Genomic DNA, 24,517 nt, shown 5'->3' with positions numbered 1-24,517 from the left:
TATCATCCTTGTGGCAAATGAGCTTATGCTTTTTAGAGTAGGGTTGTCTTCATCATATTAGATAACGTCATTTTGGATAACATCTGAAGCACATTTGATATTTAATTGTTAAATACCAAACATACTTCACGTTCAAATTATTTACTTCTTACTTCCTTGGCATCAGTTTTTGAGTAGGCATTACTTTTTCAATACCTTTTAGGGCACAGCTTTCATCTTGCATAGCCCCGCCAGCACCACCCGCTGCAATTGCACCAATCACCTCATTACCGAACTTTAATGGCACACCGCCACCGATAAGCAATAAATCGTGTACGGTATTTAAGTTACTAGAATCTGGATTGGCGCGGGCATTGTTCGCCAAGAGGCGCGAAGGCGTTTTGGTAGATAGTGCGGTATATGCTTTACGGATAGCGGCATCAGTATTATGAGGACCTACGCTATCATCACGCTGTAGCGCAATAAGGTTACCAGCACGGTCAACAACTGCAACAACGGCAGATTTACCTTCAGCATGACACGCTGCCATGGTGGCGTCGATGAGCTGATTGGCAAGCGTCAGTGAAACATTAGATTGTTGTAATACCAGACTGGGTTTAACAGCCGATGGGGCTGCCATAACGGACGTACTGCCTGCGATAATTGCAAGGGCAAATGCCGCTTTTGATACTGATTTTGAGATTGATAACATAAAAATCCTTAAAAAATAAACCACTGTTATAAGCAAAGTTGGTATAAATTACTGTTAATTAGCATTTAAATCATATCTTATAATTGTTAAATTTAATTTATCAAAAATGTAAACGTTGTAAGTCCTACTAACAAATTGTTATTGATGTCTTTCTTGCTGCTTACTGTCTGCCAACTTTTCATCATAATTAATATAAGGTACTTTTTTAACGGCATAGAGCTTAAAAGCGTGCCAATAAATACGAGTAAGTGAGGTGATATTCATCAGTGGATTTTTACGTAAACTGTGGCGAACGCTCTCATTAGTCAGTGGTAAGCCTGTCATTTTTATACCTGTTTTTAATACTTCACCGCGCGCGTCACTGATATTAATCGCAATACGAACTTGTAAACAATGGTTTGGCTGTTTTTTTACCGACACTTGCCAGCGATATTGCTGGTCAATGGGATTAAACGGTGACACATGAAAATCCTTATCGTGACAAAATTCAGTATCCGCACCTTCTAGTAAAAATCCATAATAGTGGCGCTTATCCCATGGCGTATTAGAGACTTCTGCTAATAAATGCGTCGGCGTTTGTTCATTATCAAAACCCAAATAAAAATTCACCGGACTGAAATAAAGTCCTGCATTACGGCAAACCATCATTCCAATCATATCGCCTAGTGGGGCGCTACCCGTCTGTTTTATGAATGTCTGTTCTAACCGGTGTTTAAGCGCTTCGAAATCGTCGCCCACCGCTTTCTCTGAACTTTGAGCATCAATTATTAGGTAATCATCTGCACAAAACTGCTGCAAAGCGCGATGTTGTGCTGAAAATAACGGTAGTCCTTTTTTAAGTAACCCTTGTTTAAATAATGTACTTTTACTAAACGATGTTGTCGTAACCTCTGGTAACGTCTGCCCTGCGGCTAAGGCGCTAATATTGACACCCCAATAACGGTACGGATAAGCAAACTTATTCACACTGGGTAGCAAACGACTATGCCATGTCGTCCCATGAAACAGCTGATGCGGTATGGGATGAAGCAATACGTTCGGTAATGTAGAGTCAGACGAGCTAGTAGTTTTAGACATAAGGCTCTCTTTATTTATCACATCATTTATCTATTCATTTAACCACTGATTTAGTAATTTATCGCAGAACTACTTAACTTTAAAATTATTCAACCTTAGAACTATTCAACTTTAGACTTAATACGTTTGCTAAAAAATCCACGCTTTTTCTTATTATTAAATTCAGGCACATTAGGTCGTAGAGTGGCAATATAATCAACCAATTCTTGATTGGTAGTTGCCGTCACAACCTGACGTTTCTGCAATTTACGCGCGTTTTTATCCGATTTTACAGGTAAATCTTTATAGCGAAATGGTGTATGCGCATTCTCGGCATCCGGTAAATGGCTTGGGTCAACTTCATCTTTGATATCAATATTGCTACCCAATGCCTGACAGACACGCAGCCCACTTCTAACGCCGTCTTCATGAAAGCCGTTAAACCAATAGGCCCCGCAAAAATGGGTATGCAAACCACTGCCAGAAATCCGTGACCATTGTGTTTGCGCTTCAATCATCTCGTTGTTATAAACCGGATGGCTATAATCAATTTGCTTAATCACTTGCGCCTCATCAATGCTTTTATTGAGTGTCGCCGGATTCAGCGTCACCAGATAATTATGCTGCTTAGTCAGTCGTTGCAAGATATTCATATGATAAGTGAGCACGGGTTTTGAGGTCGTTTGTTCATTTTTACTGTCTATTTTATTGTCAATCAGATAGTTCCAACTTGCCCATGCCAAAGGCTTTTTCGGTAGCACACTGCTATCGGTATGTAGAACAGCGGTATTATTGGTAAAGTGAAAATGACTTAATATTTCCGTTTCGTCATGACTGGCATCTGCCAATAAACGCAGCGCAGTATCAGCATGACAAGCAAAAATAACCTCATCAAATATGAGCGTTTGCGTATTACCGTCTGTCTTATTCTTAACCATAACTTTATCTGCGCTACGTGACACCGTAGCTACTGGGCTATTTACCTTTATCGTACCGCCCGCTTTCACAAAGCGCGTGACCAATTTATTCACATATTGCTTTGAGCCGCCTTTAATCGTGAACCACTGCGGGCGATTGACCACCTCAAGCAACCCGTGATTATCAAAAAACTGCGCAAAAAATACTAATGGAAAATCTTGTACTTCTTTAAGGCTCGTTGACCAAATGGCAGACACCATTGGCAGTAAATAATTATCAGTAAATAATTTGCCATAATGTTTGCTGTCTAAATAACTACCGAGCGTCTGCTTCGTTAAAACGCTCACATCCTGACCTTGCATTCTCGCAGCGTCGAAATCTTGACGTAACTGGCGAATATGCTTATTAAACTGTAAAATATCTTTAATAAATTGCCAAAATTTTGGGTTTAATACGTTTTTACGTTGCGACAATAAAGTGTTTAGCGTATGTCCATTATATTCAAAATTACGGGCAACGTTTTTTACTGAAAAGCTCATGTCTGTTGCTTGAAACGGAACTTGTAAATCATGTAACAGTCGAAAAAAATTGGGATAAGTACGCTCATTAAAGACAATAAAGCCAGTATCAATTGCACTCGTTTCTACATGCTTACTTTTCGATTTTTTACCACTTTGCAGCGTCACATCAATCGTATTCACATGACCGCCGATATAGTCATTGGCTTCAAATATCGTCACGTCATATTTCTTAGCTAGATAATGGGCGCAAGTCAGCCCTGATACGCCTGAGCCAATAATAGCGACACGCTTTTTATCTGGGACGTTTAGAGAGTCATGTAAATCGCGGCTGCTGTTATTAAATACGTTAGAGCCATTAAAGGTTTTAGAATTAGAGGTATTAGAGACTGCTGTTGTACGCGTAACTTTACGATGGAAAAACGACATAAAGGCGTTCCTTATTATTTTTTTAGATATTCTCAGGTATATCAAGACAAGCTATTTTTTATTCATCTTTTTGCTGACTTGTTGCCACACCATATCTGGCAATGCGCCTAACGTCTTTAGCGGTAAAGTTAGCTTTTTAGGAAACTCAATGACTTCATCACCATTGTCAATACCCTCACGAATGGCATGGCTTGCCTGCTCTGTGGTTTGGATAAAGGGCATAGGAAAGTCGTTTTGCTTAGTCATTGGCGTTTCTACAAATCCGGGTACGACTAAGCTGACCGCTACATCATGCGGTGCAAGGCTGATTTGTAAAGTTTTCATCAAATAATGAATCGCTGCTTTTGAGCTACCGTAAGCTTCGGCACGAGCAAAAGGCACATAAGCAGAGGCTGAACCAATGCCAACTAATCGACCTTTTGATGCAATCAATTGTGGCAATATACCCTCTATCGTATGCGACAATGTGCCTATATTCACGGTCATAACTTTCATAAACACACTACTATCAAAATTGGGCATATCCAAATATTCGCACATGCCAGCACCGCAAATCGCCAAGTCAATCTGGCTAATGTTGGCAAACGCATCAAGCACCTTGTCACGATCCATCAAATCCACGCTGATAGGCATTGCACCTAAACCTTGTAGCTCAGCAAGCGCCTCGTCATCACGCCCAACCGCATACACAGTATGACCCGTCAGTAGATAGTCTTTTGTCAATTGCTTACCGATACCAGACGTCGCACCAGTTATTAAAATATGTAGACTTTTAGGAGGAGTGCTCATTTTAAGTATCCTTTTATCAGTATAAATCGCTTAACTTAGTGAGTATTCTTATCAATACTTTAAACGAATAACCATTGTCTTTTTGAGGTACAACTAATTAAAACTCGTTATTTTTTTACCAAAACTAAATAATAGAATATCAACTGAGTGTAATATAAGCTGTGGTTGCTATTGTTGTAACTTCGCAAACGAATGATTAGCCACTCACGGTTATCATCATTAATAAAACGACTAATTCTATCCAGTCTCTCTATCTTTAAATAGCAACATTATTTTCTATATTTTTTATACTTTCCGTTAATGTGTGCTTAAGACAGTGCTGTATTGTCATGTTACAATGCGATAAACCAAATTTTAGAGCGCTGCATTTAGCGACTTAATACCAATAATAATACTTATACCGCATATTCTAACTGTACATAAACTGATGATAGCCCCTTTATCGCCGGTATCTATGTGCTTAAAACCAAAGCCAAGACTACAAGGATCTCCAATGAGCGAACTGCAATTGTCTGACCGCGTCAACAGTATTAAACCTTCACCGACCCTTGCCATCACCAGTAAAGCCGCAGAGCTTAAAGCAGCTGGTAAAGACATCATAGGTTTAGGTGCAGGTGAGCCTGACTTTGATACCCCAGAACATGTGAAACAAGCAGCGATTAAAGCGATTAATGAAGGGTTTACCAAATATACCGCTGTTGACGGTACACCTTCGCTTAAAAAAGCCATTATTGAGAAGTTCAAACGCGATAACGACATCAGCTATGCGCCAAATGAGATTTTGGTTTCTGTTGGTGGTAAGCAGTCATTTTTTAACCTTGTGCAAGCCTTTATTAACCTAGGTGATGAAGTCATTATTCCAGCGCCGTACTGGGTCAGCTATCCTGACATGGTTATTATGGCTGAAGGCGTACCCGTCATCGTTAAATGTCCTGCTGAACAAGACTTTAAAATCACGCCAGAACAGTTAGAAGCCGCTATCACTGACAAAACCAAACTGTTGGTACTAAACAGTCCTTCTAACCCAACGGGTATGATTTATAGCCTAGATGAGCTAAAAGCCCTTGCTGAAGTGCTCAAAAAGCATCCACAAGTTTATGTCGCATCAGATGACATGTATGAGCACATTCGCTGGACAGATGACAAGTTCTACAACATCTTAAATGCAGCGCCTGAGTTAAGAGAGCGAGCCATCATTCTAAATGGTGTGTCAAAAGCGTATGCCATGACGGGCTGGCGTATTGGTTATGCTGGTGGTCCGGCAAAATTGATTGGCGCGATGAAAAAAGTACAAGGACAATCAACCTCTTGCCCAACTTCAATCAGCCAAGTGGCAGCTGAAGCGGCTATCAGTGGTGATCAAAGCGTCCTAGAGCCAATGATTGCAGCTTTTGAGCAGCGTTGTGACCTCGTTGTTGATGGCTTAAATGCTATTAAAGGCATCACTTGCTTGCGTCCAGATGGCGCATTCTACGTGTATCCGAATATCGTGCCTTTGATTAAAGCCGCTGGTCTAAAATCTTGTACTGAATTCTCAGCATGGTTACTAGAAAAAGTTGGCGTTGCTGTCGTACCTGGCGATGCATTTGGTCTTGGTGGTCATATGCGTATCTCTTACGCTACCGATGAAGCCACGCTAAAAGACGCGCTCGCTCGTATTGAAAAAGCCGTTGCGGAACTGGACGTTGCTGAATAAGCACTAATCACCTAAAATTAAATACCAGCTATAAAGAAAAAGGACGTCCCGATTGTGGGCGTCTTTTTTTATTTTGCTTTTTTATCGTAAAATAATGACTAAATACACACTATTTCGTACTTTTTATTAAATATTTAAAAATAAAGCTTGACGAAAATCTTATCTTTGCTAGAATACGCCCCACTTAGGACGAACTCGAAAGCGTTTATTCTAAGCTCGCAGTAAGATAGTAACCCTTACCGCTTATTCCTCAATAGCTCAGTTGGTAGAGCGTCGGACTGTTAATCCGTGTGTCCCTGGTTCGAGCCCAGGTTGAGGAGCCACATTCTAGTAGTAAATATTTGAATCCCTTTTGATTCGATTATGGCATTTGCCAAAACCCTCATCTCTTTGATGAGGGTTTTTTTATATCTTTTTTTATAACTTGTTTAATACCTTTGACCAAATGAGTTACCGCTAAGTACGGCTAAATATCCGATTTTCTGCTACTTTACTTGAATAATAAAAAATATTTTAGCGTTAGGGTTGACAGACACCAGAACCTTGGCTAGAATACCTCCCACATAACGCAAACACTGTTAGACAGTTTGTAGCATTATTATCATAACGATATGTTATTTCAATTATGCAAGTTATAACAGCCTATTCCTCAATAGCTCAGTTGGTAGAGCGTCGGACTGTTAATCCGTGTGTCCCTGGTTCGAGCCCAGGTTGAGGAGCCATATTCGAAGAGACCTTCACCCGTATACGGTGAAGGTTTTTTTATGGTTGCATATTTTTTGATTTCCCCTTGAACTATATCGCCATTTAGATACGACACTACCCCATTCGCACACTGGCATTTTATTTCACTGCGCTTTGCTGTATGGTGAGTATTAACGATTCTCGTCCAAGTTCTTTATTCCTAGTCACTAAAAATAATGGTCTATTATGATACCTGTACGCATCAAAAATAAGTTTTCAGCGCACCCACAAAAAGTCATGCGTCCGATCAGTATTCGTCTATCTGAGGAGATGATTGAGTTGTTAAACTCAACGGCTGCAGAGCTTGGCTTTAAGCGTATTCAAGGGTTGATACGATTGTATATTCGTCAAGGACTTGACCGTGACCACCAAGACTACACGTTGGCTCATGATGAGGTGTTTATCGAAACCTTGCGCAAGAATGGTGTCAGTCAGCGTATTATTGATGAAGCAATTGTAGTGACCCATAATAAGCACACGACCCAACCGTTATCTGAGCTACAAGATAAATAGCCGGTCGGACTTAATCTGATCTATGGTGTTTAAGTCATTAAATAATTAGTATTCAATATTATATTTCGTTGGGCGGTCTTATAACCTTTGTCTTTAATCGCGACTATTTTATTTAGTTTTACTTTGATTCTTTTAGCCTGACAAACCATTTTTCTTTTTCCATCATTTCCGTCTTTTTCTCTACTTTGATAAGTGATTTTTACATTGTGCAATATTTTCCTATATAAACAGGGTATATTCACTAGAATGATTCATTATCAGTTTGCTCGCAATTTCATTATAAATAATAATTGACAATAAATAATGAGCGTTAAAAAGGAGGTCGGTTATGTTTATCAGGTTAAAAAAATGGTTACTTGCCGATAAAGAAATATACGTACAGCCATTTATATTATCGATATGTGTTAATGGGGCGTGGCATCAGCACAGAGTGCGCCACTCATTGATGCGATTGCCATTACTGGCATTGATAATATCTCTAGCGATAATGATGTCATTAATCGCTGGGTGTTCAGAGAACCAAACAGAACTTAGCCAGCAGACCATACCTACCGACTCCAATCAGTGGCAAAAAAAGCTGGGCGCTACCTTAGAGCAGTTGCCCGAACCCGATCAGCAGTTACTAAGCCGCTATATGTTACGTATGAAACTTAGCGACGCATATGAATCAGGCGCGATACCGCGTACTACTATTAAACAAGCTTTGGTACAACAGCTCGAATATGAGCGCATACACCCAAACAACCCAACTGGTAAAAAAAGTCCTGTGGGTATCAATCATCAAGCTGGTAAGTTGCAAGCGCAAAATTATCCTATCGCGCTCTTGCCGGTCAAAACCAGTACTAGTGACCGTTTAAATAAAGTGAAGTTACAATTTATCTTGTCTAATGAAGGCACCGTTGCAATTGATAGTTTTCAAGGCACATTACTCATGCAAGATGCCAAACTCCCTAAAGGCAGGCTTTTTAACATACCGCTTACACATTTCGAGCCAGCTATTGCCGCTGACCACTCTAGTATGATAGTTATTGAAACCAGTATTGAGGATATTAATGTGATGCGGGCTATTAAAAATGCACAGGATGTTACTATCACTATTGATGAAGGGGTGATCAAGCTAAGCGATGGGCAAGAAGTTGTATTTTCCCCTGAGCCTATTGACGTTGAATAATTGATTTAGTTTGTATAGCAAAAGCCCCGACCAGAGAGTGATTGGGGCTTTTGCTATACGTATCATTTTATGAAGTACTAACGAGATTGACCGTTAAAGTATACCGCTTTACTTCTATTATTATCGGTACCAAGGAATATCAATTCATTATTATTATCTAATAACGCCACGCCGGAATGTGTTTCACCATTCGCAAAACAGCCAGCACTAGTGAACTTGACGCTAGCATTAAAGTAGCGTCCTGAAGCGGACGGGATCAAGCTACCAGTCATAGAGCAGCCTTCTCCGAAACCAGTAAAGCTACCATTTGTGCCAAATGTAATTCTAGTTATTCCCGCAGCACTATCTCCTGTTACATAAGAATCACCGTTAAATATTCTATTATTAATCATAGTGAGCGACTGTTTTTTAGCAGATAGCGTATCATCGTACTGTAAATTATAGGTCACTACATCTGAAGGCACGCCCGTAACTGAACCGGTAATAACTTTTGATGCTTTTAGATCTCCGTCAATAGTAACATTGAACGAGTTTCTAGCTTCGTAAGAATAGTTTTTGCCTTTTTCACTGAATTTGCCATTGCTGCTTTTTACATTATTATTACTATTAATGAAACCTAAAATATCATCATCTTCTGAGTATATAAACCAAAGGCGTTTATTATCATCTACTAAGCCTTCTACATCATTACCATCACTGACTTTACCGGTATAAATGCCAGGTAGCAGCTGAGCATTAGATTGCTCATTGCCTGGTCCTGATGGTGGCGTGTTTGAGTCAGTCGGCGGCTGATTGGGCGTAGAGCCGCCTTGGTTAGGAGTTGTCGGTTGACCTGTACCGCCGGGCGGTAACCCTGGCATAACGCCTGGTCTAGAGTCATCACTACCGCAGCCTAAAAGAGTGGCGCCCACTACCAAGTACAAAGCTAATTTTTTCACTATTCCCGCCTCAAATGATATTACTCAAAGCATAAGAGAATAAACAATATTTTATTTATAGGCAACTGTTAAGCCATATTCGTTTTTTCTAGTTATTTTTTACAGTTATGATCTAATTAGTCATAAAAAAAGTCTCTAAGTATTGCTCACTAGAGACTTTTCTTTAGCATTAAAGTGCTAATAACAATTAATAGTAAAGTTTATGATGGATTCATCGAACCAATAAAAGCGATGCTTTTATTTTTCATACTATCTGTACTAAGGAGCTTAAGCTCATTATCTTTGTTGATTACTGCTACTCCCGTATAAGTCTGTCCAACATCATAGCCAGCACCAGAACAAGCTGAACCGCTGAATGTCATGGTACTGACAAAGTATCGTCCTGAAGCAGCCGGCGTGAATTTTCCCGTTGAAATACAGCTACTGTTATCAGAACCAGTAAATTTGCCATCCGTAGTGAAAGTAATGGTCGTACCAATTGAGCCATTCCTACCTGTTCCATATGAATCAATGTTAAACATTCGATTATTAATCATATCTAATGTTTGTTTTCTATTAGATGATGCTTCGTCATATCCTATATTGTAATTTATCTTATCCGAACCTGACTCGTCAATCGTACCTACGATTGCTTTTGATGTTTGAACATTCCCATTAATCGTTATACTTCGACTAGAACGACTATCAAACGGATAGTTTTTTCCTGATGTTTTGAATTTACTATTATTAAGTACTACAGGCTCATTACTTTTTACAAAACCTATAAAGCCCTCTTGCTCTGCGAAATAAGTGAACCACATTCTATTATCATCATCGACCAACCCTTCTAGATATTCTCCTTCATTTGTTACGCCTGAGTAGATACCCGGTAGCAGCTTGATACCAGGATTTGGGTCAGGACTAGGGTTTGAGCTAAAATCAGAATTATCATCGCCACCGCAACCTACAAGGGTAGCGCCAACTAATAGATACAAAGCAAGTTTCTTCATTAGCTTATCCTCAGGTATGTTTATTGGACAGTAACAATTCTGATAATAAGCATCAATTAGAATACAATCAATAACAACATCCACCTTTTATTTGCTTAATTGTAATTTTCATGTATCTATTGTAATTAGCATACAAATTTACTAAATCGAGGAAAACGTATAACTTCAAGACATATTGAAATAAAATTATGTAAAACTAATATAAAAGCAGATACAAAAAAAATCCCCAATCAAAATATGATTGGGGATTTTTTATTTTTAACTACTGTCTTAAATTTGGCGGAGACGGAGAGATTCGAACTCTCGAAGGGCTATGAACCCTTGTCGGTTTTCAAGACCGGTGCATTCAACCGCTCTGCCACGTCTCCATTGGTGCATCATTATATAGAGAAATGAGAAGAATGCAAGTACTTGAATAAAAAAAATGAAATATTTTTATTTAAGCAGATTCAGCAGCCAATAACTTACGAGAGACAGGTGTATTGGACGCCAGCTGCAAGCACATATCAAGCAGACGATTGGCATAGCCCCACTCGTTATCATACCAAGCAAATACTTTGTATTGATTGCCCACTTGCATGAGTTGCGCGCCATCAATAATGAGTGATTGAGGTTGATGGATAAAATCGCTAGATACAAGCGGCTCGTCAGTATATGCCATGATGTTATGTAAATAACCGTTACTGGCAGTCTTTAATACCTCTCTAATATCTTCAATAGTGATATCGGAGGTAGCAAATACAAAGTTAACATCAATGGCAGCCACGTTAATGGTCGGGACGCGAATAGAGTGCCCATTGATTTTACCAATCATGGCGGGCAAGACGCGCTCGGTGGCAGCAATACTGCTCGAAGTGGTTGGGATAATATTATAGCCCGATGCGCGCGCCCGTCTTGGGTCACGGTGAGCTTGGTCTAGCACGGTTTGGTCAGCGGTCACTGCATGTATTTCAGTCATCATCGCTGACTCGACGCCAAAGGCTTTATCTAGCGCATCAATCAGCGGTACTAATGCTTGTGTGGTACAAGAGACGCTGGAAATAATTGGCAAATCGGTGGTTAACTCATCGCTATTAACACCCATTACAATACAAGCATCGACCGTATCAAAGGGTGCTGCGCCAATAATGACCTGATGTGCACCGGCGTCAATATGCGTATGTGCCTGCTCGTAAGAGCGGAAATAACCTGTACATTCAAGCACCATGTCAATACCAAGCTCTTTCCATGGTAGGTTTTTAGGATCGGCTTCTGAGAGCATACGGATACAGTAGGTATAATCATTTTTGGTCAAACACAGCTGCGTCTCGCTGGTCTCATCAATACCATTAACCATCAGTTCTGCATTCACTCCAAGCCGACTCAGGCGACCATGAGTACTATCAAACTTTAATAAATGCAATAAAATATCAGCAGGCGCTAAGTCGTTAATTGCTACTACGTGAATCGCTCGTCCGAGCACTTCAAAGCGCTCTAGCAGGGCGCGCAGCACATTGCGCCCTATACGCCCAAAGCCATTAATCGCTACTCTAAGCGGCTGAATATGGTCACTATTGGCATGAAAAGCAGTCGCAACTGCAAAATCGGAAGTCAGGCAGTATTTGGCACTAGAAAAATCGGGCATAAAGAAGTATCACTATCCATGTGGAAATTAGGGTATGCGAGTGGCATATGAGAGATAAGAGCAAGAGGTTAAGCATGCTGATCGCAACATGCTTATAAATTTTTAGTCATTGTGTGCGGTTTATAGCATTCGTTATAGCATAGCATGGTATATTTTTATCACCATCTAAGGAGTGATAAAAATCAGTGCCAAACGTATGGCGTTGTAATCCAGCGTTTGTTTCAGATGCTCATAGATGGGCTTGATTTTAATATTGCCATCATCAGCAAAGTCATTGGGATTGTTCGCGACTTTAATCGCTACATAAGCATTGCCAACGGCAGTCATTACCGCCGCATCAGGGCGCAGATGATCACAAGCAAGGCTGGGATCTTGACGTTTCAAATCACTAATATGGCGCATAATGGTCGATTGTGCAAGTCCACGCGATTCGGCAATCTCTGCAATGCTCAAGCTTTCTTCTAATAATAACCGCGTGGCAAGTAAAGTGCTTGCGGATTTATCGGCGATTTGATTGCCCAGTTTCTGTTTTTTATTTTGCTGTGCTAATTGCTGTTCGCGGCGCTTTTTTTGTAAGCTGGCATAGGCGTCAATGACTGATTTACTCAAAGTGCCACCTGATTTTAAGATAAAGTTATCATGTTCTTGCTTCATGCTTTTTTCATCAAGCATCGCATAATTGGCATCAGCTTCATCGGAAAGTACCAAAAAGCGCTTGTCCGCACCGCGTGCCAGAGGGTCTAGCTGTAAGCTCATATCGTTCATACCGAGCAGCTGTAAACCTGCTAGCGATTTAAGCCGTGACAGCGCCACATAACCTTGCCCCAGCTCAAAGGTGCGCGATAAATCAATCTCAGCGGCATCAAGGGTCATGCCCTGTGATTTGTGGATAGTAATCGCCCATGCCAAGCACAGCGGCACTTGCTCGTAACTTGCCAGCACCTCGCCATGCTCATCTTCAATAATCCACTCTTCCGGTTCAGCCACCACTTCACGCCCTGTATTTAATCTGACGACTGGCATTTTTTTAGTGATTGCTACTTTCTTTTTATCTTTTGACTTTTCTTTTTTGTCTGCTTTTGCTTTAGATTTAATGTCCGTGTTTGCGTCATCATCGATTAAAGCATCACTTTTATTACTATCGTCTTCTACTTTTACTGCAGCAAAGCCAACGAGTTCGCCCATTGTGCCGTTAGAGACGCCAAGTTCAGTATTATTTTTAATAAACATTACTTTTGCGCCAACTTTTAAGATAAGTTCGTCTTGGGTACGCACGGTCTTTTTTAGAGTTTCAACCAGTTTAGTATCACCGTTCAAAGTGGCATCAAAACGCATCGTTTCGCCTTTTAAATCGGCAAGCTCTGTATCATTAATTTTATTGACGTTGAGATTATGGGTATATAGGCGCGTGCGTTTGATATCAATATCTTGGTTAAAGGTGTTTTCAAGGGCGGCAATCGATTCAAAACTCACTTCTTGACGGCGAATTTGATTCAAAATATCATCTAAATCAATTCCGCCATTTGCCTCTTCGCTTACCTGACGATGTTGCTCACTCAGATAACAAATATGAAAGCCAGCATCGAGCCATGCTTGCGACATAAATGCAAACTTCTCACGATTGCTCTCACCACGACTACCAATCGGTGGTAACTGAAAAAAGTCTCCTGCGACCACCACTTGAATACCGCCAAACGCTAACGGACTTTTGCGCACGTGTTTGAGCACTTCATTAACGACATTAAGCTGCTTGGCATGCAGCATCGATATCTCATCGATAACCAGCACCGCAGTGTCTTTAAGCCGGTCTGCTAAAAACTGTTTACGAGCAAGATTGGTCAAATCACGCTCGCTCAGCTCATCCTTAATACCGATACCCGACCAGCTATGAATGGTCGTGCCATTCATATGTGTCGCAGCAATACCGGTACTTGCGGTGACGGCAACGGGCACACGGCGCGCGCGCAGATAATTGATATATTGGTTAAGGGTATAGGTCTTACCTGAACCTGCTGAACCCGTCAAAAAGACGTTTTGACCTGTTTTTAGAATATCAAGAGCAGAAGATTGACGCATATATCCAAACCAACCAATAAGATAAGAAGAAAAAATGAGATGAATAACGATAGTCGTTAAAAATACTTAAGAACAATTATAACAGCTCGCTTGCCATTGCAAACGACTTTAACGCCATACCGAGATATAACTTAAAGTTATATAAGCAGTTACAAACTGCTATCAAACTTAACTAGCATTCCCAACAAAATCTCAGTAGGATTAAGTGGGTATCAAGATTAGGAAGATCAGATATTCCCTTAATAAGTAGCATAGCTAAATCACATCACAACAAGGAATCGTTCATGTTATATGCCAACCCAAATACTGAAAACAGTCCGGTACAATTCCGCGAAAAATACGATAACTTTATTAATGGCGAGTGGGTCGCTCCCATTGATGGTGAATATTTTGATAATCCTAGTCCGACCAATGGAAAAATTATCTGTCAGGTGGCACGCTCTAAAGCTGCCGATATCGAAATAGCTCTAGATGCAGCGCATGCGGCAAAAGACGCTTGGGGTAAAACCAGTGTCACTGAACGCTCGAATATATTACTTAAACTTGCCGATAGCATGGAAGCCAATCTTGAAAAAATCGCTATCGCTGAATGCTATGAGAATGGCAAACCAGTACGTGAAACCCTTGCTGCTGATATTCCATTAGCGGTCGATCATCTGCGTTATTTTGCTGGTGTTATTCGCGCTCAAGAAGGCGGTATTAGCCAAATCGATGAAGACACCGTCGCTTATCATTTCCATGAGCCACTAGGCGTTGTCGGACAAATCATTCCTTGGAACTTTCCTATTTTAATGGCGATGTGGAAACTCGCCCCTGCACTTGCTGCTGGTAACTGCGTCATTCTCAAGCCTGCTGAGCAAACCCCTGCTTCTATCTTATATATGTTAGATATCATTGGTGCGGCTGATATTTTGCCTAAAGGCGTACTTAACGTGGTGAATGGTTTTGGCGTTGAAGCAGGTAAACCACTCGCCTCTAATCCACGCATTAATAAAATCGCCTTTACTGGTGAGACTACAACGGGTCGTCTTATCATGCAATACGCCAGTGAAAATATTATTCCGGTGACGTTAGAGCTTGGTGGTAAAAGTCCTAATATCTTCTTCGCTGATATTATGGATGAAGATGATGATTTCTTGGATAAAGCCATCGAAGGCTTGGTGATGTTTGCCTTCAACCAAGGCGAAGTCTGTACCTCTCCTTCACGCGCCTTAGTACACGAAAGCATTTATGAGGAATTTATAAAACGTTGTATCGCCCGTGTAGAAGCCATTAAATTAGGCAATCCACTTGATACTGATACCATGGTGGGCGCACAAGCCAGCTCTGATCAATTAGAGAAAATCCTCTCTTATCTCGATATCGGTAAAAAAGAAGGCGCTAAAGTGCTCGTTGGCGGTGAACAAGCTAAGCACGATGGCGACATCACAGAAGGCTTTTACGTCCAGCCGACTATCTTCGAAGGTACAAACGATATGCGCGTGTTCCAAGAAGAAATCTTTGGTCCCGTACTCGCTGTCACTACTTTTAAAGATGACGAAGAAGCCATGACCATCGCAAACGATACACTATACGGGCTTGGTGCTGGCGTATGGACACGTAATGGCAATCGTGCTTACCGCTTCGGTCGCGGCATTAAAGCCGGTCGAGTTTGGACCAATTGCTATCATCATTATCCAGCGCATGCTGCATTTGGCGGTTATAAGCAGTCGGGTATTGGTCGTGAAAATCATCTGATGATGCTCAATCATTATCAGCAAACCAAAAACATGCTGGTGTCTTATAGCACCAAAGCAATGGGCTTTTTCTAAGATATTTGTTTGCAGGATTTTATTTACAGCGTCATGAAGTTATAGCTTAGAAGTTTCTTAATCATTTAACTTAGTCTCTTAACATAGTCACTTAAACTGAAAGAAAACAACTGGAGTACTATCATGAGTAACAAAATGAAAGCTGCGGTATTACATGAGTTTGGTCAGCCTTTACAAATCGAAGAGGTAGATATTCCTACTCCAGGTGCTGGCGAGATTTTGGTTAAGATGCAAGCTTCAGGTGTTTGTCATACAGACTTACATGCGGTTGAAGGAGACTGGCCAGTAAAACCTAGCCCACCATTTATCCCTGGACACGAAGGCGTAGGCTTGATAACAGCTGTTGGCGAAGGCGTGACCCATGTCAAAGAAGGCGACAGAGTTGGCGTTGCTTGGCTCTATTCTGCCTGTGGTCACTGTACTCATTGTTTAGGCGGTTGGGAAACTTTATGTGAAAGCCAACAAAACTCTGGCTATTCGGTTAACGGTAGTTTTGCAGAATATGTTCTGGCCAATGCCAACTATGTCGGCATTATCCCTGAGAGTGTTGATTCCATTGAAATTGCACCCGTTTTATGTGCAGGCGTTACGGTGTATAAAGGCCTTAAAATGACCGAAGCCCGTCCGGGTGATTGGGTCGTCATCTCAGGTATCGGCGGACTGGGTCATATGGCCGTACAGTATGCGATTGCTATGGGCCTAAACGTTGCCGCTGTAGATATCGATGATGAAAAACTTGCCTTTGCCAAAAAGTTAGGCGCTACCGTCACTGTTAATGCTAAAAACACGGATCCTGGCGAGTATCTAAAAAAAGAGATTGGCGGTGCTCATGGCGTGCTCGTCACAGCCGTGTCCTCTATAGCATTCGATCAAGCGCTGAGTATGGTAAGACGTGGTGGTACGGTGGTCTTTAATGGTCTACCAACAGGCGATTTCCCAGTATCGATTTTTGATACTGTTCTGAACGGTATTACCATCCGTGGCTCAATCGTTGGTACACGACTCGACTTACAAGAGTCATTGAATATGGCAGCAGCAGGCAAAGTAAAAGCGACTGTCACCGCTGAACCGTTAGAGAATATCAATGATATCTTTGAGCGTATGCGTCAAGGCAAAATCGAAGGTCGCATTGTAATCGACTACAGTATGTAGCGATATGATAGCTTGGTGATTCGTACGCTTAATCATCAATGATAGGTCGTATCATCTTCAGCCACATGTTACTACTCATGTGATTGATTAGGATACGACCTTTTTTATTTCTATATAGAATACTTATTTTTAATAAGATAAAAATCTTAATAATAAGGAGTACGAGATGAAACTCACAGCTACGGAATCCTGTAAAGCGCTGATAGAATTACTAAAATCCAAACATGGCGAGTTAATGTTCCATCAATCAGGTGGCTGCTGTGATGGCAGCTCTCCCATGTGTTATCCATTAGGCGAGTTTAAAGTGGGCGGTCAAGATGTACTCATCGGTGATCTGGCAGGTTGTCCGTTTTATATGGGAGTTGCGCAATACAAGCTGTGGCAACATACCGATTTAACCATTGATGTGGTCAACGGGCGCGGTGCTAGCTTCTCTTTAGAAATACCCGAAGGTAAACGCTTTATTGTGCGCTCTGAGATATGCGCGGTTAAAGACTGAATAACAGTATTTAGTCATCACTCATACTACTCATTCGCTAATTAATATTCACGATTCCCCAGCATTTAGGAAATTGCGTGCAGCTAAAAAATACCTGACCTTGCCGTGCGCCTTTTTTAGCAATACGCTCAATCATCTCACCATTGCATTTTGGACAAGCAGGAATACTAGTAGAAATAGTAGGATGGTTCACTGGCTCAGTAACGAAATTTTCATTATTAATAGGCTCTACTTCAGCAAGGGCAAATGGCGTGATAAAAACGCCATTATCCATAAAGTTATCATTGGTAAAATAATCTATCGGTGACTTATCTTGTTCGACTTGTCCAGAACATCGATTAACTTCTTTTGGCTTAAACGCAACTTGTACTTTTGGGATAGCCTTTAAGCCCGCAATTGGCTTAGCATTTAAACCTTTTACCGGTATGTTCTTTAGCTGATTACCTGCATCGCTATGCTTATTTTTCAAATAGGCTTTATGCTGTCTGTTGGTTCGCCAAGATTTAGCAAAGCGATTGGTTTCTATCTGCTCAACAATCGACTGAACGTCTGCTTCGGTTAAGAGTATATTTTGCTTGTCTTTGATATAGGTGACCATACCACTTTTCATCACATTTTTTGGCAGCTTATCGCTGGTTTTTAGCTTACATTCACCGATAAAGACAATCATGGAATGAAAATAATACATATCCAGCGTTAATAATTCGGCTAAGGTTTTAATATGGAGATAATTTTGGCGTAGTGGATTTTGGAATTTATATTTCCGACCCATTATTGATTGCGTCCACTGCGCTTGTCGTTCACTGCCAAATATCCAACCTTTATAGTGCTTGGTTTCAATAACAAAGATGCCATAGATGGAGACGATAACATGGTCAATCTGAGTACTGCCGCCATTGGCTAGCGGCAAGGTAATATTATTTAGGCGATGGTAAGTCTTTTTATCAAGCATCAACCACGTGACAAGATTGATAACGGTCTCGCCTACGAAGCCTTTAAAATTGGACATCAGGGACATGAAACTATCTCAATTAGGAAGATAGCTATTGGATGGAATAAGATTTTGGTATAACAATAAAAACGGATACGCTCATCATTTTTTACTGCCTCTCATCATTTGTAAAATGGTATCATAAACAATTGTTTTAAAAAATGTCATGTGCGATTAGTTATATAACCACTGACACATCTATAGCAACCATTCATATTTATGATGATTCGTTTATCCTATATTCTATTAATAATCGACGATAATCACAGACGCGCCATACCAGCACGTACCCTCCTTTAGTTCTTGGATTAATATTATGATGTTACTTGCCCGCCCTTTACTTGCCATTACTCTAAGTAGCTCTTTGCTGCTCACCGTCCCCGTTATCAGCACCGCCGCTGCGCCGCAAAAATGGAAACTAGATGTACCAAAAACTAATGTGGATTTTAAGGTAGCGTATTTAGGAAGTGGGACCGTAGAAGGTCAGTTTAATAAGGTTGATGGCACTATTAATTATGATATGAAAGACCCAACGAGCACTACTATTAATTTTGTGGTGAGTACCAATAGTGTAGATGCTGGCGGAAAGTTAAGAAACTCGTTTTTGCGCCGAAAAGAGCTGTTAAATACTGCACAGTATCCTACGATGACCTTTGTATCAAAAAAAGTCAGCATGATTAATGATAAAGAAGCAAACGTGACGGGTAATTTTACAGTATTAGGAAAGACGAAACCATTGACAGTGAGAGTCACGCTGGCTAATGTCGAAACTGACCCAGTGACTAAAAAGCCCACGTTAAAATTCCGTGCAACAGGTATTATCGATAGATATACCTATGGTGTGACTGCGTTTCCAAAAGTTGTCGGCAATATGATACCGCTTGATATCACGGGAAATCTGATTGCTGCCAGCTAATTTTACCATTAAAAATACTAATAAAAAATATCAAAGAAGAAGATCAGTTAGAATTCTAGCTGCTCTTTTTTTGTTTTGGGGTTTGGTTATTCTACAGGTTAGGAAAAGGCAAAAGATTAGCCTCTAAATATGAGTGCTTTATAAGTAGGGAAATATGCACGGCATGGGTCGGTTTCTCTTTAATGATTTTACTCACGCCTCATACCTCGGTGGTATCGCAACCTTTTGCTTGTATCAGTAATTTGCTGTTACTTCGCTAACCTTCAGTAAGAAACTTTAAGTTTGTAATAATCATATTTTGACAAAAATATTATATTTAGTATAGGGTAGCGTTAAACTTGCCCAAGTTCTCGTAAAGAATGACAATAAGGCGTAACCTATCATAAACTTGCTATATTTTGTATTTAACAAAAATATCAAACTCATCATCATTCTCAATTTTCATAGTCTCTAATTTCTTGTTAGTTATTTCTCCGATATAATCGTATAACATCTCATTTGGAAAAACACTCTTACTTGCCTTCACATTTAGTTGAGCGATTATTTCACAACTTTTTGTGGCTTCTTCAATTTCAAATGTATGACAAACCCCTCCTATAAAACTCTCTTTAATAGATATTAGATAGCCTAAAGCCTCATCTAAATCATGCCGATTATTTTCTAAAAAAATCTTGAAGGATTTGTCCCTTATTCTGCTCGCTTCTGAAGATAATTTTTCAGAAATCCAATAACTTCCAAATCCCGCTTTTTCAGAATCGTCTATGACTTTTTTAATCTTTGGATGTTTTGCCTTATTCATATAAACCTCATCCACCGATAATCTTGTTTTCCAAACTCCACTTTGAGAATATTTAGCTAAATCAAAACTCGCATACTCAATGTCCTCATGATTATTTGCTAGGAAAATATTAAAGTTTACGTTCGCTTTTTCCTCAGCTTTAGCTTTTTTACTATTTTCATAAGCTTGATATAAAAAAAGTAATAATATGATTACACCAATAGAAACAAGCCAAATCATAATATCTCCGGTAGTATGAATTTTAAATTTATAGAGTAGGCTCCACGCATCAATAAGACTAAAAACTACGCTGAACTTAATCTACCATACAATAGTCGTCCTGTGGCGCATCTTAGCTTTGATTAGAGTAGCTATCCTACGGATTACAATAACGTTATGGATAATAGCGAGACTAAAAAAAGAGTTGCTAGAAATTCTAGCAACTCTTTTTTTAATTTTAAAACTGAGCGAGGTCTAATTACACCAAGCTATTCACCGCTTCAATCACGGCATCAGTAGTAATACCAAACTCTTGATATAGCTGTTCTGCCGGTGCAGACTCACCGTAAGTGGTCATGCCAATCACTTTGCCATCAAGACCTACGAACTTATACCAGTAATCCACATGCGCGGCTTCTACTGCTACGCGGGCACGAATATTGGCAGGCAATACCGACTCGCGATAATCCGCATCTTGCTCTACAAAAATTTCAGCACAAGGCATAGAAACCACACGCACGCCAACGCCATTTGCGCTCAACGTGTCATACGCTTGCATAGCTAGACCAACTTCAGAACCAGTAGCGATGATAATCGCTTGTAGCTCGCTTTGTTCTTTAGCAAGCACATAGCCACCTTTAGTGATATTAGCCACTTGCTCTGCATCACGTGTTTGATGTGGCAAGCTTTGACGACTGAAAATCAATGCCGATGGGTTATTTTCTGATTTGATGGCTTCAACCCAAGCACTTGCTGATTCGGTTGCATCACAAGGACGCCACGTACGTAGATTTGGCGTGGTGCGTAAGCTGGTCAATTGCTCAACCGGCTGATGCGTTGGTCCATCTTCACCCAGACCGATAGAGTCATGCGTGTAGACATGGATCACGCGCTGCTTCATGAGCGCGCCCATACGTACCGCATTACGTGCGTATTCCATAAACATCAGGAACGTCGCAACATAAGGGATAAAGCCACCATGCAGCGCAATACCGTTAGCAATTGCCGTCATACCAAATTCACGGACGCCGTAATAAATATAATTCCCAGCGTCGTCTTCTTGGATGCCTTTTGCACCTTTAAATAGCGTTAAGTTAGAACCAGCTAAATCTGCTGAACCGCCCAAAAGCTCTGGTAATAAAGGCTGCAAGGTATTAATCGCATTTTGGCTGGCTTTACGGCTGGCAACATCACCGCCTTGTTCTTGCGTTTGCTGAATATACGCTTCTGCTTGCTTATCAAAATCAGCTGGCAGTTCACCATTTAGGCGACGTAATAACTCATTCGCCAGTTCTGGATAGGTTTTTTTGTAATTCTCAAAGTCAGCATCCCAGTTCTTTTGTTGCGCTTCACCTTTAGGCTTGCCATCCCATGCCTGATAGATTTCATCATCCAATTCAAACGGTGCATGTTTCCAAGATAACGCATCACGTGTTAAAACGATTTCGTCATCACCCAGTGGCGCACCATGACTTGCCGCCAGACCTTGTTTGTTCGGGCTACCAGCGCCAATAGTGGTTTTACAGATGATTAAGCTTGGCTTGGTATTTTCAGAAATCGCTGCAGCAGTAGCAGCGGTAATGGCTTCGGCATCGTGACCGTCTACTTTAATAACGTGCCAACCATAGGCTTCAAAACGCGCTTGGGTGTCGTCAGTGAACCAACCGTCGACATCCCCGTCGATAGAGATACCGTTGTCATCGTAGAAAAAGACCAGTTTGCCAAGTTTTAGCGTGCCCGCAAGCGAGCATACTTCATGACTGATGCCTTCCATCAAGCAACCATCACCTAAAAATGCATAAGTATGGTGGTCAACGATGTTGTGTCCGTCACGATTAAACTGCGCCGCTAAAGTTTTCTCAGCAATGGCAAAACCAATCGCGTTGGCAATCCCTTGTCCTAATGGGCCAGTCGTTGTCTCAATACCTGGGGTGTAGCCAAGCTCAGGGTGACCGGGAGTTTTTGAATGCAATTGGCGAAAGCTCTTTAAATCATCAACGCTAACGTCATAGCCCGATAAATGTAGCAAGGAGTAAATAAGCATCGAGCCATGACCGTTCGATAATACAAAGCGATCACGATTGTGCCAACTTGGATTAGCTGGATTGTGCTTTAAAAATTTACGCCACAACACTTCAGCAATATCCGCCATGCCCATCGGTGCACCAGGGTGTCCAGAATTGGCTTTTTGAACCGCATCAAATGATAATACACGGATGGCATTGGCTAATTTACGTTCGCTAATTGGAGCTGACATAGAGTGTCCTAGTATTCTGATAAGAAGTATTACTGATAAGAGGAGAGTTTACTCAACAGAGCATAACGATAAGGACGCCACATACGCCCTTAAGTTATAGACTAATTTATAGACTGTAAAATCAGACGCTAATATTAACATATTTGATAGAGACCACGCTAAGAAATGGCGTCACTACGGCATTTCTATTTAACAATGATTATCATCAGTTTTATAAAATAATGCTTTACCCTCTACAATTTTCATTAATACATTTAGGCTGAAATTGTTTCAGCACCGCCCATAAACGGACGCAATACTTCTGGAATAGTAATGCTACCATCAGCATTTTGATGGTTTTCCATTACTGCCAACAAGGTGCGACCAACCGCCAAGCCTGAACCATTTAATGTATGTGCAAGCGCAGTTTGTTTGCCGTCTTTAACGCGTGTGCCCATACGGCGAGCTTGGAAGTCACCACAGTTTGAGCAGCTAGAGATTTCACGATAAGTATCTTGGCTAGGTAACCACACTTCGATATCATAAGTTTTTTGGGCGGCAAAGCCCATATCACCCGTGCACAGTTTGACTAAGCGATACGGCAAATCAAGCTGCTGCAAGATAAATTCTGCCTGTCCGGTCATTGCTTCAAGCAAGTCATCAGACTGCTCAGCGGTACTGATATTAACCATCTCAACTTTTTCAAACTGATGCTGGCGAATCAGACCACGGGTATCACGACCATGCGAGCCCGCTTCACTACGAAAACAAGGCGTATGCGCAGTGAATTTTAACGGCAGCTCTTTAATATCCAAACGCTCACCGCGTACCAAATTGGTCATCGGCACTTCAGCCGTTGGAATGAGATAAAAATCAGTGCCATCATTATTGGTATGATTGGTCAATTTAAATAAATCATCTTCAAATTTAGGCAGCTGACCGGTACCTTTTAAGCTTTCTGAATTAACGATATACGGCACATACATTTCGGTATAGCCGTACTTCATCGTGTGGGTATTAAGCATAAACTGAATCAAGGCACGGTGCATTTGTGCCAATTGCCCTTTTAACACACTAAAGCGACTGCCGGTTAATTTAGCTGCCGCTTCAAAATCAAGCATACCTAACGTTTCACCAATATGGCTATGGTCTTGAATATCAAAATCAAAGCTGCGCGGTGTGCCCCATTTGCGCATCTCGATATTATCGTCTTCTGAAGTACCTACAGGCACATCGGCGGCTGGCAAATTAGGAATTTGTAGCGCTGCTTGATTGATACGCTCTTGCAAGGTACGCAATTCGTCTTCAGCGGTTTTAATCTCGCCGCTCACGCTTTGCATTTCTGCCAATAATTCACTGGCATCTTCACCAGATTTCTTGAGATTACCGACCTGTTTTGCCCCAGCATTACGACGCGATTGCAAATCTTCCGTTTTTACTTGCAATGCTTTGCGCTCAGTTTCGATGGTTTGCCAAAAATCGATATCAAGGGCATAACCACGGGTCGCCAGTTGCTGCTGTAATTCTTGCAAGTCGCCGCGTAAGAGTTTCGGATCAATCATAATATCTGCCTATAGCGCTGATGGTCGGGGAATAAAAAGAATATTAAAAGGATTAATATAAAATATCCGCTATGATAACAAGACCCGATAGATTTGACTACGTTTTCACGAACGCTAACGGCTTTAACACCCGATTAATACGCCCTATCACCACATACAGCGATGCTTATCTGTTTCATTTACAGACGCTTTTCGGTAAGA

At 41.0% G+C, this 24,517-nt stretch carries 19 protein-coding genes and 3 tRNA genes; 9 read left to right on the top strand and 13 right to left on the bottom strand.

Annotation, left to right across the window (positions count from 1 at the left end):
- Window positions 1-148: 148 nt before the first annotated feature.
- From H2245_RS01235 to H2245_RS01220, 4 genes are all read right to left on the bottom strand, one after another.
- Window positions 149-691, bottom strand: a complete 543-nt coding sequence (locus H2245_RS01235) for a heme-binding protein (RefSeq protein WP_182405202.1) — start codon at window positions 689-691, stop codon at window positions 149-151.
- A gap of 138 nt (window positions 692-829) precedes the next feature.
- Window positions 830-1,768 (bottom strand): DUF1365 domain-containing protein, encoded by a 939-nt coding sequence (locus H2245_RS01230; RefSeq protein WP_182405200.1) that lies wholly within the window; start codon window positions 1,766-1,768, stop codon window positions 830-832.
- Between the two features lie 101 nt (window positions 1,769-1,869).
- Window positions 1,870-3,612 carry an NAD(P)/FAD-dependent oxidoreductase gene (locus tag H2245_RS01225; RefSeq protein WP_182405198.1) on the bottom strand — a complete coding sequence of 581 codons (1,743 nt, stop codon included), beginning with the start codon at window positions 3,610-3,612 and terminating at the stop codon, window positions 1,870-1,872.
- Window positions 3,613-3,663: 51 nt separating this feature from the next.
- Complete coding sequence (locus tag H2245_RS01220) at window positions 3,664-4,401, bottom strand: SDR family NAD(P)-dependent oxidoreductase (protein WP_182405196.1); 738 nt, start codon at window positions 4,399-4,401, stop codon at window positions 3,664-3,666.
- 493 nt (window positions 4,402-4,894) lie between these two features.
- On the opposite strand from H2245_RS01220, the gene H2245_RS01215 reads away from it, so the two are divergent.
- The 5 genes from H2245_RS01215 to H2245_RS01195 all read left to right on the top strand — a co-directional run bounded on the left by H2245_RS01215 (window position 4,895) and on the right by H2245_RS01195 (window position 8,525).
- Window positions 4,895-6,097, top strand: coding sequence for a pyridoxal phosphate-dependent aminotransferase (locus H2245_RS01215; protein WP_182405194.1), 1,203 nt, complete (start codon window positions 4,895-4,897; stop codon window positions 6,095-6,097).
- A 247-nt stretch (window positions 6,098-6,344) separates the two neighbouring features.
- Window positions 6,345-6,420: transfer RNA gene (locus H2245_RS01210), tRNA-Asn, on the top strand.
- 323 nt (window positions 6,421-6,743) lie between these two features.
- Window positions 6,744-6,819 (top strand) — tRNA-Asn (locus H2245_RS01205).
- A 208-nt stretch (window positions 6,820-7,027) separates the two neighbouring features.
- Window positions 7,028-7,354 carry a CopG family transcriptional regulator gene (locus H2245_RS01200; protein ID WP_182405192.1) on the top strand — a complete coding sequence of 109 codons (327 nt, stop codon included), beginning with the start codon at window positions 7,028-7,030 and terminating at the stop codon, window positions 7,352-7,354.
- Window positions 7,355-7,682: 328 nt separating this feature from the next.
- Window positions 7,683-8,525, top strand: coding sequence for a hypothetical protein (locus H2245_RS01195; protein ID WP_259365026.1), 843 nt, complete (start codon window positions 7,683-7,685; stop codon window positions 8,523-8,525).
- Window positions 8,526-8,602: 77 nt separating this feature from the next.
- On the opposite strand, the gene H2245_RS01190 is transcribed toward H2245_RS01195, so the two are convergent.
- The 5 genes from H2245_RS01190 to H2245_RS01170 all read right to left on the bottom strand — a co-directional run bounded on the left by H2245_RS01190 (window position 8,603) and on the right by H2245_RS01170 (window position 14,152).
- Window positions 8,603-9,463 carry a hypothetical protein gene (locus H2245_RS01190; RefSeq protein ID WP_182405191.1) on the bottom strand — a complete coding sequence of 287 codons (861 nt, stop codon included), beginning with the start codon at window positions 9,461-9,463 and terminating at the stop codon, window positions 8,603-8,605.
- Between the two features lie 200 nt (window positions 9,464-9,663).
- Complete coding sequence (locus H2245_RS01185) at window positions 9,664-10,452, bottom strand: hypothetical protein (protein WP_182405190.1); 789 nt, start codon at window positions 10,450-10,452, stop codon at window positions 9,664-9,666.
- A 277-nt stretch (window positions 10,453-10,729) separates the two neighbouring features.
- Window positions 10,730-10,820 (bottom strand) — tRNA-Ser (locus H2245_RS01180).
- Between the two features lie 71 nt (window positions 10,821-10,891).
- Window positions 10,892-12,076, bottom strand: a complete 1,185-nt coding sequence (locus H2245_RS01175; RefSeq protein ID WP_182405189.1) for a type I glyceraldehyde-3-phosphate dehydrogenase — start codon at window positions 12,074-12,076, stop codon at window positions 10,892-10,894.
- A gap of 165 nt (window positions 12,077-12,241) precedes the next feature.
- Complete coding sequence (locus H2245_RS01170) at window positions 12,242-14,152, bottom strand: AAA family ATPase (protein ID WP_182405188.1); 1,911 nt, start codon at window positions 14,150-14,152, stop codon at window positions 12,242-12,244.
- Between the two features lie 284 nt (window positions 14,153-14,436).
- Here H2245_RS01170 and H2245_RS01165 point away from each other — a divergent pair, with 284 nt between their 5' ends.
- The 3 genes from H2245_RS01165 to H2245_RS01155 all read left to right on the top strand — a co-directional run bounded on the left by H2245_RS01165 (window position 14,437) and on the right by H2245_RS01155 (window position 17,614).
- Window positions 14,437-15,963, top strand: a complete 1,527-nt coding sequence (locus H2245_RS01165; protein WP_182405187.1) for an aldehyde dehydrogenase family protein — start codon at window positions 14,437-14,439, stop codon at window positions 15,961-15,963.
- 123 nt (window positions 15,964-16,086) lie between these two features.
- Window positions 16,087-17,115 carry an alcohol dehydrogenase AdhP gene (adhP, locus tag H2245_RS01160; RefSeq protein ID WP_182405186.1) on the top strand — a complete coding sequence of 343 codons (1,029 nt, stop codon included), beginning with the start codon at window positions 16,087-16,089 and terminating at the stop codon, window positions 17,113-17,115.
- A 166-nt stretch (window positions 17,116-17,281) separates the two neighbouring features.
- Window positions 17,282-17,614, top strand: a complete 333-nt coding sequence (locus H2245_RS01155) for a DUF779 domain-containing protein (protein ID WP_182405185.1) — start codon at window positions 17,282-17,284, stop codon at window positions 17,612-17,614.
- Window positions 17,615-17,651: 37 nt separating this feature from the next.
- Here the strand turns inward: H2245_RS01155 and H2245_RS01150 are convergent, their stop codons facing one another.
- On the bottom strand, window positions 17,652-18,632 hold the full coding sequence (locus H2245_RS01150) for a nuclease-related domain-containing protein (RefSeq protein WP_182405184.1): 981 nt from the start codon (window positions 18,630-18,632) through the stop codon (window positions 17,652-17,654).
- Between the two features lie 289 nt (window positions 18,633-18,921).
- On the opposite strand from H2245_RS01150, the gene H2245_RS01145 reads away from it, so the two are divergent.
- Window positions 18,922-19,521 (top strand): YceI family protein, encoded by a 600-nt coding sequence (locus H2245_RS01145; RefSeq protein WP_182405183.1) that lies wholly within the window; start codon window positions 18,922-18,924, stop codon window positions 19,519-19,521.
- A 391-nt stretch (window positions 19,522-19,912) separates the two neighbouring features.
- On the opposite strand, the gene H2245_RS01140 is transcribed toward H2245_RS01145, so the two are convergent.
- The 3 genes from H2245_RS01140 to serS form a co-directional block, all read right to left on the bottom strand.
- Window positions 19,913-20,539 (bottom strand): hypothetical protein, encoded by a 627-nt coding sequence (locus H2245_RS01140; protein WP_182405182.1) that lies wholly within the window; start codon window positions 20,537-20,539, stop codon window positions 19,913-19,915.
- Window positions 20,540-20,777: 238 nt separating this feature from the next.
- Complete coding sequence (tkt, locus tag H2245_RS01135) at window positions 20,778-22,775, bottom strand: transketolase (RefSeq protein WP_182405181.1); 1,998 nt, start codon at window positions 22,773-22,775, stop codon at window positions 20,778-20,780.
- 254 nt (window positions 22,776-23,029) lie between these two features.
- Window positions 23,030-24,316 carry a serine--tRNA ligase gene (gene serS, locus H2245_RS01130; protein WP_182405180.1) on the bottom strand — a complete coding sequence of 429 codons (1,287 nt, stop codon included), beginning with the start codon at window positions 24,314-24,316 and terminating at the stop codon, window positions 23,030-23,032.
- Window positions 24,317-24,517: the final 201 nt, after the last annotated feature.

It is taken from the genome of Psychrobacter sp. GP33 (genome assembly GCF_014119005.1).
Classification (GTDB): domain Bacteria; phylum Pseudomonadota; class Gammaproteobacteria; order Pseudomonadales; family Moraxellaceae; genus Psychrobacter.
The sequence above is the reverse complement of the archived record's forward strand: the minus strand, read 5'-3'. Positions and strand labels throughout refer to the sequence as shown.